The sequence below is a fragment of the Larkinella knui genome (assembly GCF_003858645.1).
Lineage (GTDB): Bacteria > Bacteroidota > Bacteroidia > Cytophagales > Spirosomataceae > Larkinella > Larkinella knui.
In genome coordinates this window covers 355,758-373,146 of the sequence record NZ_RQJP01000002.1, presented here as the reverse complement: position 1 = coordinate 373,146, position 17,389 = coordinate 355,758, and the positions used below count along the sequence as shown (strand labels likewise).

The 17,389-nt window shown below is 51.1% G+C and carries 12 protein-coding genes; 3 read left to right on the top strand and 9 right to left on the bottom strand.

Annotation, left to right across the window (positions count from 1 at the left end; genetic code table 11):
- Positions 1-36: 36 nt before the first annotated feature.
- From EHT87_RS10480 to EHT87_RS10470, 3 genes are all read right to left on the bottom strand, one after another.
- Positions 37-840, bottom strand: coding sequence for a DUF3108 domain-containing protein (locus EHT87_RS10480; protein WP_124906578.1), 804 nt, complete (start codon positions 838-840; stop codon positions 37-39).
- 102 nt (positions 841-942) lie between these two features.
- Positions 943-1,986 carry an aminopeptidase gene (locus EHT87_RS10475; RefSeq protein ID WP_124906577.1) on the bottom strand — a complete coding sequence of 348 codons (1,044 nt, stop codon included), beginning with the start codon at positions 1,984-1,986 and terminating at the stop codon, positions 943-945.
- A gap of 27 nt (positions 1,987-2,013) precedes the next feature.
- Entirely contained in the window at positions 2,014-3,174 is a 1,161-nt protein-coding gene (locus tag EHT87_RS10470) for a lipid A deacylase (protein ID WP_510186262.1), read from the bottom strand.
- Between the two features lie 104 nt (positions 3,175-3,278).
- Between EHT87_RS10470 and recA the strand changes: the two genes are divergently transcribed.
- On the top strand, positions 3,279-4,349 hold the full coding sequence (gene recA, locus EHT87_RS10465; protein WP_229320985.1) for a recombinase RecA: 1,071 nt from the start codon (positions 3,279-3,281) through the stop codon (positions 4,347-4,349).
- A 211-nt stretch (positions 4,350-4,560) separates the two neighbouring features.
- On the opposite strand, the gene EHT87_RS10460 is transcribed toward recA, so the two are convergent.
- From EHT87_RS10460 to EHT87_RS10440, 5 genes are all read right to left on the bottom strand, one after another.
- Complete coding sequence (locus EHT87_RS10460) at positions 4,561-5,847, bottom strand: citrate synthase (protein WP_124906574.1); 1,287 nt, start codon at positions 5,845-5,847, stop codon at positions 4,561-4,563.
- Positions 5,848-6,072: 225 nt separating this feature from the next.
- On the bottom strand, positions 6,073-7,302 hold the full coding sequence (locus EHT87_RS10455; protein WP_221622020.1) for a metal-dependent hydrolase family protein: 1,230 nt from the start codon (positions 7,300-7,302) through the stop codon (positions 6,073-6,075).
- 68 nt (positions 7,303-7,370) lie between these two features.
- Positions 7,371-7,793 carry a hypothetical protein gene (locus EHT87_RS10450; RefSeq protein WP_124906573.1) on the bottom strand — a complete coding sequence of 141 codons (423 nt, stop codon included), beginning with the start codon at positions 7,791-7,793 and terminating at the stop codon, positions 7,371-7,373.
- A 122-nt stretch (positions 7,794-7,915) separates the two neighbouring features.
- Positions 7,916-9,058, bottom strand: a complete 1,143-nt coding sequence (locus EHT87_RS10445; protein WP_124906572.1) for an acyltransferase family protein — start codon at positions 9,056-9,058, stop codon at positions 7,916-7,918.
- Between the two features lie 225 nt (positions 9,059-9,283).
- Positions 9,284-10,177 (bottom strand): LysR substrate-binding domain-containing protein, encoded by an 894-nt coding sequence (locus EHT87_RS10440; protein ID WP_124906571.1) that lies wholly within the window; start codon positions 10,175-10,177, stop codon positions 9,284-9,286.
- Between the two features lie 171 nt (positions 10,178-10,348).
- Between EHT87_RS10440 and EHT87_RS10435 the strand changes: the two genes are divergently transcribed.
- Entirely contained in the window at positions 10,349-11,989 is a 1,641-nt protein-coding gene (locus EHT87_RS10435) for a glycerol-3-phosphate dehydrogenase/oxidase (protein WP_124906570.1), read from the top strand.
- A gap of 526 nt (positions 11,990-12,515) precedes the next feature.
- Here EHT87_RS10435 and EHT87_RS10430 read toward each other — a convergent pair.
- Complete coding sequence (locus EHT87_RS10430) at positions 12,516-15,179, bottom strand: cation-translocating P-type ATPase (RefSeq protein ID WP_124906569.1); 2,664 nt, start codon at positions 15,177-15,179, stop codon at positions 12,516-12,518.
- Positions 15,180-15,394: 215 nt separating this feature from the next.
- Between EHT87_RS10430 and EHT87_RS10425 the strand changes: the two genes are divergently transcribed.
- On the top strand, positions 15,395-17,296 hold the full coding sequence (locus EHT87_RS10425; RefSeq protein ID WP_124906568.1) for a glycoside hydrolase family 88 protein: 1,902 nt from the start codon (positions 15,395-15,397) through the stop codon (positions 17,294-17,296).
- Positions 17,297-17,389 lie beyond the last annotated feature (93 nt).

Below are 17,389 nucleotides of genomic sequence, written 5' to 3'. Positions count from 1 at the left end.
GACTAAACAGGGCCGCCCGTGCGGGCCGGGCGTACCTTACTGCTTAAAAAATTTCAGATCGTTTCGCAAACCCGAGTGCTTTTTCAGATCCATTTCCATGGAGCCAACCCATAGTTCCACTTCAATTTTTACGGGAATTTTATTCGCATCGTCCGACACCCAGATGCGGATTGCATCTTCGCCTTTAAACAGTTTATTGTCCGGCAGAACGGGATTGAGCTTGATGGCATTAATGTGACCGAATTTGGTTTTAACGACTTCCCGACCGCGATACCGCACCTTCATATTATAAATCTCGTCATCGAAAAAGGCCGGTACTTCAATCATTTGATTCGTATTGACCCGGCTAAAATCAATGGTACGCAAGTAATAATAGCCGCTAATCACATCATGCACGTTGTCGGGGACTTTAAAAACGTCTTTTTCGGTTTTTTCTTCCGCCCGAACGGTGTTATTGAAATGATTGAACGTGACGTTTTCTTCCTTGCGGTGGTTGCCTTCTTCGATGTGCGCAAAAAATTTCTGGGGCAGAATCGCCGTCGTATCGATGTAGGACCGCCAGGTGTTGCGGATGCGGGTAATGAGGTCGAACGCTCCCACGGTACGACCGTAGACGTTGACCCGGTAACAGGGCCGTTCGTTGACCTTATACAGCGTCGGGGCCACATCGACCGTAGCTTCTGCGGCATTAAAAATACCGTAATGGACTTTGTATTCCAGGTGTTCGCCAGCCCCAAAACTGGTATTGGGCACCCGGCGGTATGCATTATCCGGTTTTAGCGCCACCTGCGACAACGCAGCGGTGGTTATGATGGATAGGATAAGGACTACTTTCTTCATGATCGCTTGACCCATGGCCTCGCAAATTTCAGGATTAGAGATAGGTATATACTACTAAAGATGCATGAACCGCCATAAAAGGTAACTCAACCGTCACAAAACTCATAACGACGGATAGGTCTTTTTCAGATATGCCAGATAAGCACTAAAATTACGATCAAACTTTTCTTCAAATTCACTCCGGAAGCGGTTTTGCTGCTGCCGGTAGGTTTTATACCCTACGAAATACGCATTATTAGGTAAATTCTGCTTATTGAACCGACGCTTTTTCGGAATCGGTGAACTGGAAGCCGGTTTGGTTTCCAGCGTGTCGACGGTTTCCACAATTTGGTCGATCAGGCGCCACTTCGTATCCTCCTTGACCCGTTCGGGGGTCCGGGGGTTGTAAGTGGCGTATAAACTATCTAATTTCCGGGTCCCGCGCAAAATGTGTTCGTCGTACTTTTCACCGTATACCTTCGAATCCAGGTAGTCGAGTGTTGCCGGTGAGCGGGCGCCATACTTCTGGGTCAGAAATTTCAAGGCCCCATATTCACCGACAAAGTCGGCCAGATTTTCGTTGTATTCCAGGTTATCCTTTACAAACAACGTGCCGTGCGTCAACTCGTGAATAATTAATTCGGCCAATTGTCCTTCCGAACGCTTCAGCATCGACGACAGAATCGGGTCACGGAAAAATCCTAACGTCGACCAGGCAGATACTTCATTTAAACGCGTATCGTAGCCCAGTTGTTTCAGTTCATCGAGTTGCTGGTTGGCACGTTCACGTTCAAAAAATCCTTTGTAAGCAAAGGTACCAATAACCGGAAACTCCCATTCTTTGGCATTAAGCCGGTATTTTTCCGAAGCTACTACGACCCAGAGAATCGGTTGCCCATGCTGGTCATAAAACGTCGTGTAGTTTTTAGACGGATTAATCCCCAGAGAATCAACTGCATAACGCTTTATTTCCTGAATAAGTTCTATTTTTTGCTTGAGCGAATCCGGAAATGACGCATCCGCCAGCACCTCTTCAAGCGGGCGGGTGTTCCACAAAATCCGGAACTGTCCCTTCGCCTGCATCCAACCGTATCCGATTAGTTCATGATACCAGATTCCCAGCACGATACATACGCCTAAAAGCGCCAGCAGGATTTTTCGAAGCATAGACAAAAGTAGTAGACTGTGGCGGTTTTACCGTTGAAAGCTGATATAAACTCCCTCCGAATGCTCAAACTTTTTGTTTCCAAAATCATAATGGGGTTCAAACCGGACGGTTACCCAAAGCCCTTCGGTGATGGGAATAGCTTTTAGAAACCGCATGATCAAAAGCTGCCGGTTTGCCTCCTGATACGTGCTGTTGTACCGGCGCGTGTAATTCTGGTATAGATCCCCGCCAAATTCGGCCCGGTAATTCCGTCCATTCCAGTAACTGAACAAAACCGTTGCTGGCCTGAACCGGACCGTTAGATTCGGATAAAAGGCGCCACCCGAGTAAGACTTCTCCGCGTTTTCGGAATACCCGACTGCATAGGCATCCAGCCTCGCCGAGCGAAAAAAACCGGAGGTGGTATTCTGCCACAGCAAACTCAGGCTCGCGGCTGCATTCAAAGCCGTTCGGACGGGAAGCGGGCTATTGATATTTTGTCCGCCGGCGTGAAAAGCTGTAAACTGGATGGGTATGGTAAACTGAAAGCCGGGGTTTCTGATGGCTGAAAATTCGGCCGAAATACCTCCCCAGAACTGCTCCTGGCGCGTATAACCGGGCCTCGTATTTTGCGGATAACTGATCCAGAAATCGAAGAACGTGCGATCGGTCTGGTGGTTGATTTGCAGGCCGTTTTCGATCCGCTGTTGCAAGAGCCGTTCAAAATTATACAACGGTTCGATCAACCTGTGACTTACGGAACCCTCCAGCGTCCCAAAGAGGTAATTCCAGTTTTTATGCCGGAATTTGACGGTAAAGGTGGGGGCAATCCGGGTGATGCGTTCCTGGCCGAAATCCTTTTGGAAGAACACACCGGCTTGAAGTAAAACGTTCGACGCGGGTTGGTAAGCAAGTTGCGGATTGAGTTGGTACCCAAAAAGTGTGTAGCCATCGGCGATGGGGCCGAAGAACTCATTATTTTTAACAAAACCCAGGCTACTGAAGCGAAATGTTAGCTTTTTAGTGCTGTCCAGCAGAAAACGCTGTTCGAAAAACCGATTGTTGAGTTGAGCATCTGCTATATGTGAGTTTAAATATAAATAGCATATAAATAGTATACTCTGCCAGGGCCTGGCTTGGTAAATAGTGAAAAAATATTTGACCTGTGTTATGAATGAGCAATCCGGTATGCGTATAATACGCTTCATGTATTATTGATTATTTTACAAAGATGCTTGCAAATCTTAGCGCAAAATCGTAATTTTATAAGGCTAATCATACTAAAAAACATTTTTTGAGTAAAACACATCACATGGCACAAGCAACCGCTAGTACGGCTACTGACAACAAACTGAAAGCCCTGCAAACAACCATCGAAAAGTTGGATAAAGCTTATGGCAAAGGCACTGTCATGCGGCTGAGTGAAAGCAAGGTCGTTGATATTCCGGTCATTTCGACGGGTTCACTCGGATTAGACCTGGCGTTGGGAATCGGTGGCGTTCCGCGTGGCCGGGTTGTTGAAATCTACGGTCCGGAATCGTCGGGGAAAACTACCTTGACGTTACATTGTATCGCCGAGGCTCAAAAAGCCGGTGGTTTGGCCGCCTTTATCGACGCTGAACACGCGTTTGATCGTTCTTATGCTGAAAAATTAGGAATCGATACCAAAAACTTATTAATATCTCAACCCGACAACGGGGAACAGGCGCTCGAAATTGCCGAACACCTGATCAGTTCCGGGGCCATTGATATCATCGTAATCGACTCCGTGGCAGCTCTCGTTCCGAAAGCCGAACTCGAAGGCGATATGGGCGACAGCAAAATGGGTCTGCAAGCCCGGTTGATGTCGCAGGCGTTGCGGAAATTGACGGGTGTAATCAACAAAACCGGTTGCTGCTGTATCTTCATCAACCAGTTGCGCGAAAAAATCGGCGTTATGTTTGGTAACCCCGAAACCACAACGGGTGGTAATGCCCTGAAATTCTACTCGTCGGTTCGTCTGGACATTCGCCGGATCGGGCAAATCAAAGATGGCGACGAAATCATGGGGAACCGCACCAAAGTAAAGGTTGTCAAAAATAAACTGGCGGCTCCGTTCAAAGTGATCGAGTTTGACATTATGTACGGTCAGGGAATCTCAAAGGTTGGCGAAGTGCTTGACCTGGCGGTAGAACTGGAAATCGTTAAGAAATCGGGCTCCTGGTTCTCCTACGAAGGAAACCGGCTTTCACAAGGTCGCGATGCCGTTAAAAATCTGTTAGCGGACAATCCTGAATTGATGGCCGAACTGGAAGCGAAGATCCGGGCACAGGTTAACTCGAACGAAGACGCCCTGGTCGATCCGGCGGGTGCTGTTGAAGACGCCGAAGATACGCTCGATTAAGTTTTTGCCGGGCCAAACTGCTTCACGCATTGGCCGAAGGTTTTAATTTTGTTTGACAGATGAAGAGGTGGTTGGCTGTTGCTGATCACCTCTTTTTTTGTGGTATAGCAGAATAAAAAAGCCCCGTATGACTACGGGGCTCTCGTGACCCACGGACTTTAGTCCGTGTTTTTTTAATAAGTACTTAATCACGGACTGAAGTCCGTGGGTACTAGCGGTCGCCGATGGCTTTAAACTCCCGCAGCGTAGCGCCGGTATAAATCTGACGTGGACGTCCAATCGGTTCTTTCTGGGTCCGCATTTCAACGAACTGGGCAATCCAGCCCGGCAAACGACCGATGGCGAACATCACCGTAAACATATTGGTCGGGATACCCAATGCGCGGTAAATAATACCAGAATAGAAATCGACGTTTGGATACAACTTGCGTGAGACGAAATACTCGTCGTGGAGGGCGGCTTCTTCCAGACCTTTGGCAATTTCCAGAACCGGATCGTTCACACCGAGTTTGCTCAGCACGTCGTCGGCGGCTTTTTTGATGATGCGGGCGCGGGGATCGAAATTCTTGTAAACCCGGTGGCCGAAGCCAAAGAGCCGGAAGCCGGTAGTTTTGGCGTTTTTCGCCATTTCGACGTATTTAGCAACGTCGCCCCCGTTGGCCTTGATTTCTTCCAGCATTTCGATCACTTCCTGATTGGCGCCACCGTGCAGCGGACCCCACAGAGCGTTGATACCCGCCGAAATCGACGAATAAATATTAGCCCGCGACGAACCTACCAGCCGAACCGTCGAGGTCGAGCAGTTTTGTTCGTGGTCGGCGTGCAGAATGAGCAGTTTGTTGAGGGCGCTGGAGACTACAGGATCAACCTGGTAGTCTTCCACCGGCAGCGCAAACATCATGTGCAAAAAATTCGAGCAGTAGTCGAGCTGGTTTTTTGGATAATTAACCGGATGACCCTGCGATTTTTTGAACGACCAGGTCGCAATCGTCGGCAGTTTTGCCAGCAACCGGATGATGTGCATCTGCGTCTGATCCGGTGCTTTTTCGTCATACGAATCCGGGTAAAAGGCGCTTAGGGCACTCACCAGCGACGACAACACGCCCATGGGGTGCGCATTGTTGGGAAAGCCCTCAAAAATCTTCCGCATGTCTTCATTCACCATGGTATGACGCCGAATGCTGTCCTCAAATTCGGCGTATTGCTGCTGCGTCGGCAACTCACCGTAAATCAGCAGGTAAGCCACTTCCAGAAAGCTAGCTTTGTCAGCAAGGTCTTCAATCGAATAGCCCCGGTAACGCAAAATGCCCTCTTCACCATCTAGAAATGTGATCGCGCTTTGGGTCGCACCGGTATTTTTGTATCCTTTGTCTAACGTAACATAACCCGTCTGGTCGCGGAGATTGGAAATGTCAATGGCTTTTTCTTGTTCGCTACCAACAACGATTGGAAATTGGTAGGTTTTACCATCGACAGATAGTTCGGCAGTGTTTGACATACGTATTTGGGGTAGAGTAAATCGGTTATGGTAAACTTAATCGTTCAGGATGGTGTATCCACCATCCTTAGTGAAGACCTCGCGTAGCGTGTGGACAACGCCGGGCGAAGAGTCGCCGGGCGAAATTAGCCAAAAACCAATAACGACAAGTCATTACTTTGGTAAAAACGCAACGATTAGCCAAAATCTACTTGTTTAACCCGAAATCGATTGCATTAGTTGCGGCTATGGTTTTATGATTTCACCACTTTTCACCACCATCCGGACCTTCCGAATGGCCCCAATCGATTTCGTCGGATCGCCTTCAACCGCCACCAGATCGGCCAGCAAACCGGGTCGGATGCGGCCCCGATCGGTCAGATGAAACACGTCGGCGTTTACCGAGGTCGCTGAGCGTAAGGCCTCTAGCGGCTTCATCCCATAATCGACCAGCATTTCCAGTTCGCGGGCGTTGTCGCCGTGGGCAAACACCCCCACATCGCCACCGAAGCAGATTTTTACACCGGCCTCCAGCGCCTGTTTAAACGAAATCCGTTTGTTCCGAATGCGTTCCGGTTCGGGCTCGACGCCTTTCTTCCAGCCCCGGTATTGACTGGTGGCGTCGCCCGCAGCTACGGTTGGACAAAGCGCGGTAGCGTGTTCTTTCATGAGGGCGAAGATTTCGGGCGTTCCGCCGTCGCCGTGTTCGATGGTTTCGCAACCTGCCAGAATCGCCCGGCGCATGCCCTCGACCGTTGTTGCATGAGCCACCGTCGGGCGACCACTGCTCCGTGCCACTTCAACAATCAGTTTCAGTTCGTCCAGGGTGAACGTTGGCCGGGCTTCGCTCATCAGGCCCCATCGGTAATCGGCATAAACTTTGATCACATCGGCGCCCTTGCCAATTTGCCGCCGGACGGCCTGGATGAGCCGATCGTGGCCGTCGGCTTCTTCGGCTCCCTGCGGTACATCCACGTCGGGGCTAAACCCTTTCGGTGCGTAGCTTCCGGTGGCAATCAGCGCGCGGGTCGCCACAATCATGCGGGGTCCCGGAATAATGCCCTGATCGATGGCTTGTTTGAGTCCGACATCGTCATAATCAGCGCCTTCCGTGCCCAGATCGCGGACGGTCGTGAAACCCGCCCGCAACGTATTTCGGGCGTGGACGGTGGCCCGAGCGATGCGGTAGGCGCGCGGTTCTTTCAAAACCTGATCGTCCCAGGTGGTTTCGTTGTAGGGATGCAGCAGCAGGTGTGAGTGGCCTTCAATCAAACCGGGTAACAGCGTCATTCCTTTCAGGTCAATTACGTCGGCTTCTGCGCTGCGGAGATTGGCGGCCGGGCCGACGGCTTCGATCTTTTCGCCTTTGACCAAAACGCCCCAGCCTTCGTGCAGGGTCTCGCCGTCGAAAACACGGTCAGGTTTAAATAAGATGTTGCTAGCAATTTTAGGTTTACCAGTACGGTCATCTTCCAATGGCCCAAAAGCGGACGAAAAAAAGGAGGCCGTAAAAACCAGTAGGAACAGTAGCTGATGAGTCAACGTTATCGGCGTTTTTTAGGCTTTTTCGTCGTGAGAACATCGTACGACGTTTTTCCGAAGATAATAGCCAAAATCACCGGAAGCAAAACCGCTCCGGTTTTAAATCCTGATCCCATAAACTGGTAAGTTCCGGACGAAAACCGGGTGTAGGTTTGGAAAACCGCAAACAGACAGATTACGAACAGGCTGACTGCCAGCAGAACCGCCAGCGGGCCGCTTAAGGCCCGGCTGATGAGCAGACTAACCAGCAGGGCGGCCAAAACCGTTGCTCCGACCGTCGCCATGGCTTTGGGCAGTGTTTCCAGGTAATCATGGTCGTACCAGAAAATGCTGATCTGACCAATCAGGTTGGGGTGAGCCAGGAGCCAGGCATCGACGGCGACCAAAATGAGCAGCACGAGGTAATAAAACAGGTTGTTTCGCATTGGAAATCGAATGGAGATTGAAAAGCCAATCATCGGGAGATTTTACGAATAAAAAAAGCCCCAAAAGAGGCTTCTTCGTAAACTCAATTCCGCGACGGTTTCACAATAACGCCAACGCAGGCTCATTTGGTATGCAGTTCGGTGCTTACCAGGGGCGATTCAAAATAGATGGGTTCTGATTGCGCGGTTGGAGGGGGCAGCGGCTTTGACCGGCGGTAATTGATCCAGTGCAATAGCGGCCTTTCGATGTAGTAATGCAGTTGCCAACTGAACCAGGCCATTGCCCCAAGCAGTAAAAAGTTGGCAACTACTACATACTGTGAAAAGCCGAGGATCATCAAGGCCTGCGTAAGTATCATGATGCCGGGAATATGAATTAAATATAAAATATAAGAAGCATCACCCAGTTTTAGGAGCCAGCTGGGAATATAAAATTTGCCCGCTATTTCCCGCTGAACCAGGCCCAGCAGAATAACGGTGGCCGGCAACCCAAACCCCCAGATTCGCAACCAGATTTCAGAAGGATCGACCCATTCGCCGGTCAGCAGGAAAACGCCAGTGGCTATTCCCATCACCACGGGAGAAATTTTAAATGTATACCGGCGGGTAAGCAGGTAAGCGACCACTCCAAAGCAAAACTCCAGGTTAAAAGGACTCAATAAGAAGGCGTGCAGCCGGAAGCCAAACAAATTCGGCTGACCGGCCAGCGATACCAGGCCGTTTAGGGTGGTTGCGATTAAAATAGCAATTGGAATGATCGATAAGTAACGGGAAGCAATCAATAATCCAAACAGAACGTAGAAATAAATTTCATAACTTAATGTCCAGGTGACCGGTAAAACACTGTCATGATTTGGAAATAGCGTAAGTGCTTTTGCAACTTCTACGGGATTAAAAGAGTAAGAAAGCCATTTTAACGAAGGAGCAAATGCATTAAGTCCGAGTAAAACCGCGCTCGCTGCCAGAAAAAGTAACCAGTAAACGGAGTAAATCCGTCCGAAGCGCTTTTTTAAATAAGGAACCAACTGATGCGGTCGGTTCACCTTTGACAAATTGGTGTGGGTGATTATAAAACCGCTGATAATGAAAAATAAATCGACACCACCAAAGCCCGCTTTAAAGCAATGTAATAAAGGGTAATCAATGGAAACATCCTCCATTTTCATGGAAAAGTGAAAAAGCGCTACGGAAAGTGCCGCAATGGCACGCAAAGCCTGAATGGATTCAAAGGATTTAGGTAGATTTTTTGAGGGACAGAAGATCATGAAAGGGAATGTTAGCTACACGTTTCAAGTTGAAAAGGCCCTTACATTTTCCGTTTATGAGTATAGGCTGTCAATAGATGAAAGCTATCCTGTTCAGTTGGTCAAATGCGCAAGGTTATTATTAAGATGATAATATGGCTAAATGGTAACATGTTCTATGCAAATAAATAATTTATGATCGTTCTATCAAATAAACTTTTTAAATAAAAAAGCGTAAGGTCCTGGTTATGGATTATAATATCGCCGGGCAAATGTCATAAAACCAGCGGCTAAACCTTCCGGTAAACCCTGTAAGTGAACAAAACTGAAGGTCCGGGGAAGACGAAAATCTTTGATACTAACTATTTTTAGCTGACCGCTCCGAACTTCTTTTTCGATCGCCCGTGAGGATAAAATAGAAAGACAATTGGCGTGTTCAAGAAACGATTTAATGCTTTCCGAACTGCCCAGGTGCATCACCACCGTGAGCGAAGAAGGCCGGATTCCGCGCTCCTGAAGGGCCGTTTCCAGTACTTCGAGCGTACCCGAACCGCGTTCGCGCAGCACCATCGGAATGGTACTGAGTTCTGCCAGCGTAATTTCTTTCAGGCGGCTGTAGCGACTGTTGGTATGGACCACTGCAACGAGTTCATCCTCCATAAAATCGTGGTATTTCAAACCGGCGTGGTGCTTTTTACCCTCCACAATGCCCAGATCGATCTCTTTGGCCGAAACCGCGTGCTCAATCATCTCTGTATTACCGGTCTGCAAACTGAGTTGAATGGTCGGGTAGCGTTCGTAGTACGACGCCAGCAGGGGAGAAATCAGGTATTGGGCAATGGTGGTGCTGGCACCCAGCCGCAGACTACCCTTTAAGTCTTCTTTAAAGGAATTTAATTCAAAAAGAGCCTCCTGATAGAGATCAAAAATCTGCCCGGCATAGCGGAACAACACCTCGCCGGGGGGTGTCAAAACAATGGTATTTCCTTTCCGGTCGAACAGCCTCAAACCGAGCATATCTTCCAGAGCCTTAACGTGTTTGGTAACGGCGGGCTGGGTAATGAACAACTCTGCCGACGCCTTCGTGAAACTGTGATGACGGGCAACGCTGTAAAAAACTCTCAACCGAAAATCTTCCATTGGTGCGGTATTTGAAACGTTAGATATAACCAAAGGTACTGGGAAGTCCGGGCTTTATCCTACTAAAAATAAGTTATTTCGCAGAGTTACGCGGAGACGTGCAGCGTGTAGCGAAGACTCTGCTTACCTTTGTTGGTCTCCGCTTAACTCCGCGAAATAACTCCATTGATTATGCAGCGCAACGACCATCTCCAAGAAGCCGAAAACCAGGATTTTGACATTTGTATCATTGGCGGAGGAGCCACCGGCGCAGGGTGTCTGCTCGATGCCCAAAGCCGGGGGCTGAAAGCAATTCTGATCGAAAAGCACGATTTTGCCTCCGAAACCTCCAGTAAATCGACGAAATTGATCCACGGCGGGGTGCGGTATCTGGAACAGGCCGTCAAACAGGCCGATCTGAATCAGTACCACATGGTAAAAAAAGCCCTGCGCGAACGGCTGACGCTCATCCGCAACGCCCCGCATCTGGCTCATCCGCTGGCGTTGCTCACACCCTGTATGAGCTGGATGGAAGGGATTTACTACACGGCCGGTTTGAAAATGTACGATACCCTATCCGGCGATCTGAGCATCGGCAAAAGCGAATGGCTGAACAAGGAAGAAGCGCTGAAACGCAATCCGTCGCTTACGCACAAGATTCACAGCGCCGTATTGTATTATGATGGCCAGCTGAACGATGCCCGCTACAACATGTCGCTGGTTAAAACTGCCATGCAATACGGGGCGGTGGCGCTCAACCACGCCGAAGCCCGCACGTTCGAGAAAGATGCCGCTGGGCGTCTGGCGGTTTTGCACGTTCGGGATTCGTTGACGGGGCGGCTCTTGCGCGTTCGGGCCAAGCGGTTTATCAATGCAACGGGGCCGTTTGCGGATCGAATCCGGCTGCTGGCGAACCCCGAAATGGGCGTCCGGATGCGGGTCAGCAAAGGCGTTCACATCATCGTGCCGGGCGAGCTGATGCCGTCGGATGCGGCCATTCTGGTACCAAAAACCGATGACGGGCGCGTGGTTTTCATCATTCCGTACAACGGAAAACTGATGATCGGAACTACGGAAACGGAATCGGAACTGGGCGAATCGGAGCCGGTGGTGGAGCGGGCGGAAGTTGATTATTTGCTCAGTTACGTCAACCGGTATTTTGAAAAACCGATCATGGCCGATCAGGTCATTGCCGGTTTCGCCGGTTTGCGCCCGTTGTTGCAGGCCGATCCAAATGCCGATACCAAACAGCTTGTGCGTGATCATGAAGTGGAAGTCGATCAGACCTCGGGCTTGATCAGCATTCTGGGTGGCAAATGGACGACATACCGGCTGATGGCCAAAGATACGATCGATAAATTTTATGAATTGCAGGAACAGCCTGAAGAACCGTGCATTACCGACCACATTAAACTCGTCGGCGCTGATGGCTACGCGGATGATTTCTGGAAAGTACTGGTCAGCAAATACGCCGTTCCCGAAGCGGTTGCCAAACACCTGAACCGGCAATATGGCACCGAAAGCCTGGAAATTGCGCAACTGATGCACGACCGGCCCGACTGGAAAGAACGGCTTTCGGATCAATTGCCGAACACGAAAGCCGAGGTGGTTTTTGTGGTGCGGGCCGAAATGGCGCAAACGCTCAAGGATGTGCTGGCCCGGCGGTTTGGTCTGGAACTGACCGACTGGGACTCTTCCGACCGAATTTCCGAAACCGTCGCCGATCTGATGGCGGATGAACTGGGCTGGACCGATGACGAACGCCAGAAAGCCGTCTTCGATTACCACGCCGAAATCGACTGGTTCCGGAAATCGGCGGGGCTGGTGGTTTGATAATTAGTGTATTTAGTCGGCTATAAGCTGCAATTTTGTTTTGAGTTGGCTCCGGAGGAGTGTTCTAAGATTAGGGCGCTCCTCCGGAGCTTACGAGCCGGCCTATTGAGATTTGCTAGTAACAGGAAACCCCTCCGGGGTAAAATGGGCCGAACACCGGGTCTTGTCCGGCACTCCGGGGGTAAAGCAATCGAACAACGGAATCTTGTCCGGCTCCGGAGGAGCCACATGATAATAGTAACATCCCGGTTCTCGTAACCATGCAAGCTCCGGAGGAGCGGCCTAATCTCAGAACGCTCCTCCGGAGCTTGCGTGGTATCCTGAGCTTTCTGTTCTATCAACAGGAAACCCCTCCGGGGTAAAATGGGCCGAACACCGGGATTTTACGGGGCTCCGGAGGAGCCACAGGTTGATAGCAACATCCCGGCTTTTGTAACCGGCAAGCTCCGGAAGAGCGTCCTAATCTCAGGACCAGGCATAATAAGATTTCTTTGCCATTAACTGTGAACCCTTCCGGGCAAACTAGTCATTTCCCCAGCCGAATTATACCCTTCACGATCTGAACCAGCAAAACGGGCGCAAAACCAGCGGCCAGAATAAGCCAAAGTTCGGTAGTTGTCATCGGCTGAATGCTAAGCACTTTGTGTAAAAACGGTATGTAATAGGTCAACGCTAAAATCAGGAGACAGAGCAGCAGGGCATACCAGATGTAAAGGTTTCGGGTAATCTCGTTGACAAAAAACGAGCGGCCGGACCGCAGGTTGAAAACGTGCATCAACTGCGCAAACGACAGTGCGTAGAACGTCAGGTTGTTGCCTTCCTTTGCCGTCAGACCCAGTTCGCGGGTGCCGAGCCAGTAGGCTCCCAGCACTGACGCCGTCATAGCCAGGGCGTAAAAAACCACCATTCGCCAGTCGTAACCATCCATAATGGGCGTTTTAGGATCGCGGGGCGGCTGCTGCATCAGGCTCGAATTCTCGCGACCTACGCCCAGCGCCAGGGCCGGAAACACGTCGGTTACAATGTTGATGAACAGAATCTGCAAGGGCAGCAACGGATTGCCGACGTTCAGAAATCCCGCAAACGTCACCACGAAAATCTCACTCAGATTACACGACAGCAGGAAAAGCACGAACTTGCGGATGTTCTCGAAAATGACCCGCCCCTGCGCAATAGCCGAAACAATAGAAGCAAACGAATCGTCTTTCAGCACCATATCGGCGGTTTCGGCGGCCACCTGCGTCCCCCGCAATCCCATGGCAATCCCGATGTCCGACTTCTTCAGCGCCGGCGCATCGTTGACGCCGTCGCCGGTCATGCCCACAATGTCGCCCTGCTGCTGGTACAGGTCGATCATATCCAGCTTCTGCGCCGGGCTCACGCGGGCGAAGACCCGGCACGCCAGCAGCTTCGTTTTATCGGCTTCGGTCAGTTGATCCAGCGGTTTGAGGTCTTTGCCCGTCATGACCATTTCTTCGCCGGGTTCGATCAGGTTCACTTTGGACGCAATCGTCAGGGCCGTCGCGGGGTGATCGCCGGTCACCATGATGACCTTGATTCCGGCGGCCCGGCAGGCTTTGAGCGCGGGGGTTACTTCGGTGCGCGGAGGGTCGAGAAAACCGATCAGACCTATGTAGGTCAGGTCGCCATCGGTAAAGTTGTCACCGGGTTTTTCGCTGGTTTCCCGAAAAGCAAACGCCAGCGTTCGCAACCCGTCGACGGCCATTTTCTCGGAAATGTCATAATACGCCTTCCGGTCTTTTTCGCTGAGCGACTGGCAGCGTTCCAGCACTTCTTCTGCCGCGCCTTTCACGGCCACAAAATAACCGCCTTCGTGGGTGTGGAGCGTTCCCATAATCCGGGTGTCGGAGCTAAAGGCTTGCTCGGCTTTGCGCGGAAAGTTTGTGATGATTTGATCAGGAGAGTGACCAGCGGCAATCGCAAATTTGAGCAACGAAACTTCCACCGGATCACCCACTTCTTTGGGTTTTCCCTCCACACTATCATAATCCGCATTGTTACAAAGAACGCCCACCCGGATCAGTTGCTGATACGCATCGGATTCTATAACCGACAGGTTTCCAGCTATAATAGTTAGTTTTCCAGCCTCGGCATCTACCTCAATTTCGGCGTTTGCATCCGGCAATTGGAGCGTATTGACTTCGATGCGGTTTTGGGTCAAGGTGCCGGTTTTGTCCGTAAAAATAACGTTGGTACCGCCCAGCGTCTCCACCGCCGACAGCCGTTTGACGATCACTTTCTTCTCCGCCAACCGCAGCATCCCATACGCCAGCGCAATGGTGGCTACCACCGACATGCCTTCCGGAATAGCCGCAATGGCCAGCGCCAGGGCCGTTTCGATCAGCCGGAAGGGCTCTTCTTTCCGGAATAACCCGACCACCAGAAACAAAGCGGCCAGCCCGACCGTCACCCAGATCAACACTTTCGCCAGCGCATCCAGTTTGGCTTCCAACGGCGTGGCCGACCGTTTGGCGTCCTTCACCATCGTAGCAATTTTGCCCAGTTCCGTTTGCTGCCCGATGCCCGTCACCACCGCCCGGCCATTGCCCGCCGTCACCGGTGTTCCCTTGAACAAGCGGTTGTGCTGATCGCCCAGCGGGGATTCGTCGGGCGGTATTTCCGTATTTTTGTCAACGGGCAGCGATTCCCCCGTCAAGGCCGATTCGTCGATTTGTAACTGGCTGACTTCGAGCAGATTGCCGTCGGCAGCAACCAGATCACCGGCTTCCACGACCAGCACATCGCCAACGGTCACTTCTTCCGACGAAATTTCCCGAATGCGTCCGTCGCGCAGCACCCGCGCGGGCGTGGTGTCCATTTTTCGCAGCGCATCCATCGACTGCCGGGCGTTCCATTCCAGCAAAAAACCGGTCACGGCATTGACCAGCAAAACCGCAATGATGGCAAAGCCTTCGACGGTTTCGCCCAGGAAAAACGAAATACCGGCCGCAGCCGCCAGAATGTAGACAATGACGCCGGTAAACTGCCGCAGGAGAATGGTCAGCGGACTTTCCAGTTTGACTTCCTGAAGCGCATTCGGTCCAAATTCGTCGTACCGGTTTTTGGCTTCGTCGGCTGTCAGGCCTGTTTTAGGATTGGTGTTCAGGGCTTTAAGCAGCTGATCAATTGGAACCTGATGGGGCTTCTCGGGTGTCGAAATCGTTGGCATACCGTGGATGGGAAAGAGGCTTAAGTAAGTACTGACTTTCTGACGAAACGGCCAAATTAACATCCGTTCGAATTGGTAGAAAGTCGTAGAATTTACTTTAAGTTGTTACGCGGAGTTGAGCGGAGAAATGTAGAGTTAAGCGGAGAAGATAAAAAATTCTGTTTAGCTCTATATTTCTCCGCTCAGCTCCGCGTAACAACTCTTTTTAACATATCATGAAATCTCTATTTCTGATCCTCTTAACTACCTGCGCCATTGCCCAACAAAAACCGTATTCCCAGCGCATGGCCGACTCGTTCATGACGTGGCATAAGGATTCGATTCTGATTGGCGACCGCAAAACCGCCCGCTGGGATTATGAGCAGGGACTGGTTCTGAAAGCTTTCGAGCGGGTGTGGTACCGCACCGGCGACAGCAAATACTTTACCTATACGTTGAACGACATCAACCAGTTTGTGCGCGAAGACGGCAGCATCCGGACCTATCAAATGGACGAGTTCAACATCGACAATGTCACCACCGGGCGGGTGCTGTTGATGCTGGCCCAGCAGTCGCTGCCGGGCAGGGAAAAGTTTCAGAAGGCGGCTTTTCTGTTGCGCGACCAACTGGCGAAACAGCCGCGCACGAAAGAAGGCGGTTTCTGGCACAAAGGTCGCTACCCGAATCAGATGTGGCTCGACGGGTTGTTTATGGCCGAACCGTTCTACGCCGAATTCAGCCGGGTTTTTAACCAGCCTGCAAACTTCGATGACATTGCCAGGCAGTTCGCGTTGATCGAAAAACACCTCGTGGACAGCAAAACCGGGTTGCTCTATCACGGTTACGACGAAAGCCGGGAGCAGAAATGGGCGAATCCGGAAACCGGGCAGTCGCCAAATTTCTGGGGCCGGTCGATTGGCTGGTACGGCATGGCGCTGGTCGATGTGCTGGAATATTTTCCCGAAAACCACCCGCAACGCGCCAGTCTGGTGAACTACCTGCAACGGCTGGCAACGCCCCTAGTGAACTACCAGGACCCGAAAACCGGTTGCTGGTACCAGATGACCAATCAGGGAACGCGGAAAGGCAATTACATCGAGGCTTCGGCGTCGTGCATGTTCGTGTATACGCTGGCTAAAGCCGTCCGGATGGGGTATCTGGATAAGTCGTTCCTGGCGTCGGCGCAGAAAGGCTACCGGGGCATTCTGAAAAACTTCATTGAAGAAGATCCGAACGGGACGATCAGCCTCAACGGAACGGTCAGCGTGGGTGGTTTGGGCGGCACGCCCTACCGCGACGGCAGTTACGAGTACTACCTCAGCGAACCCATTCGCAAAAATGACCTCAAGGGCGTTGGGCCGTTCATCATGGCGAGTCTGGAAATGGAAATTGCCCCGGAACTGGCGATTGGTGCCGGCAAAACCGTGGCCGTCGATTACCATTTCAACCACGAATTCCGCAAAGATCTTCTCGGACAGACCGAGCAGTTTCACTATACCTGGGAAGACCGGATGCACTCGGGTTTCTGGCATTGGGGCAATACGTTCCGCGAGCTGGGGGCCAAAACCGTGCCGGTGCGGACCGCGCCGACTGCCGAATCGTTGAAAGGCATCGACGTTTATATCATCGTCGATCCCGACTCACCGAAAGAAACCGCCAAACCGAATTATATTCAGGACGCTGATATCAAGGCAATTAACGAGTGGGTAAAAGCCGGTGGCGTTCTGGTAATGATGGCCAATGATACGTCCAATTGCGAAACCAGGCACTTCAATGAACTGGCGCAGACGTTTGGCATCCGGTTTACCGATAAAAACCGCAACATGGTGAAAGGGAAAAACTGGGAGCAGGGCAAAGTGACCATTCCGGCCAGCAATCCGGTTTTTAGGGAAACAAAGGCGGTTTATATCAAGGAACTGGCAACGCTCGATTTGAAGTCGCCGGCCAGAGCCCTGGTTTCAGAAGAGGACGACGCCATCATGGCGGTTGCTAAAGTTGGCAAAGGAACGGTTTTTGCCGTCGGCGATCCGTGGCTCTACAATGAATACACCGACGGCCGGATCATTCCGATGGTCTACCAAAACTACAAAGCGAGTAAAGAACTGGCTGCCTGGCTACTGGTGCAAGCCCGAAAGTAAGGGTTATTTCGCGGAGATGAGCAGAGAAAAAAGAGTTAAGCAGAGTTTTTTATCACCTTCCGCTTAACTTTTTTATTTCTCCACTCATCTCCG

Bases quoted from the DNA above. Each gene is read 5' to 3' on its own strand.
- EHT87_RS10480 (WP_124906578.1), bottom strand. From the start codon at position 840: ATGAAGAAAGTAGTCCTTATCCTATCCATCATAACCACCGCTGCGTTG.
- EHT87_RS10475 (WP_124906577.1), bottom strand. From the start codon at position 1,986: ATGCTTCGAAAAATCCTGCTGGCGCTTTTAGGCGTATGTATCGTGCTG.
- EHT87_RS10470 (WP_510186262.1), bottom strand. From the start codon at position 3,174: ATGAAGCGTATTATACGCATACCGGATTGCTCATTCATAACACAGGTC.
- recA (WP_229320985.1), top strand. From the start codon at position 3,279: ATGGCACAAGCAACCGCTAGTACGGCTACTGACAACAAACTGAAAGCC.
- EHT87_RS10460 (WP_124906574.1), bottom strand. From the start codon at position 5,847: ATGTCAAACACTGCCGAACTATCTGTCGATGGTAAAACCTACCAATTT.
- EHT87_RS10450 (WP_124906573.1), bottom strand. From the start codon at position 7,793: ATGCGAAACAACCTGTTTTATTACCTCGTGCTGCTCATTTTGGTCGCC.
- EHT87_RS10445 (WP_124906572.1), bottom strand. From the start codon at position 9,058: ATGATCTTCTGTCCCTCAAAAAATCTACCTAAATCCTTTGAATCCATT.
- EHT87_RS10440 (WP_124906571.1), bottom strand. From the start codon at position 10,177: ATGGAAGATTTTCGGTTGAGAGTTTTTTACAGCGTTGCCCGTCATCAC.
- EHT87_RS10435 (WP_124906570.1), top strand. From the start codon at position 10,349: ATGCAGCGCAACGACCATCTCCAAGAAGCCGAAAACCAGGATTTTGAC.
- EHT87_RS10430 (WP_124906569.1), bottom strand. From the start codon at position 15,179: ATGCCAACGATTTCGACACCCGAGAAGCCCCATCAGGTTCCAATTGAT.
- EHT87_RS10425 (WP_124906568.1), top strand. From the start codon at position 15,395: ATGAAATCTCTATTTCTGATCCTCTTAACTACCTGCGCCATTGCCCAA.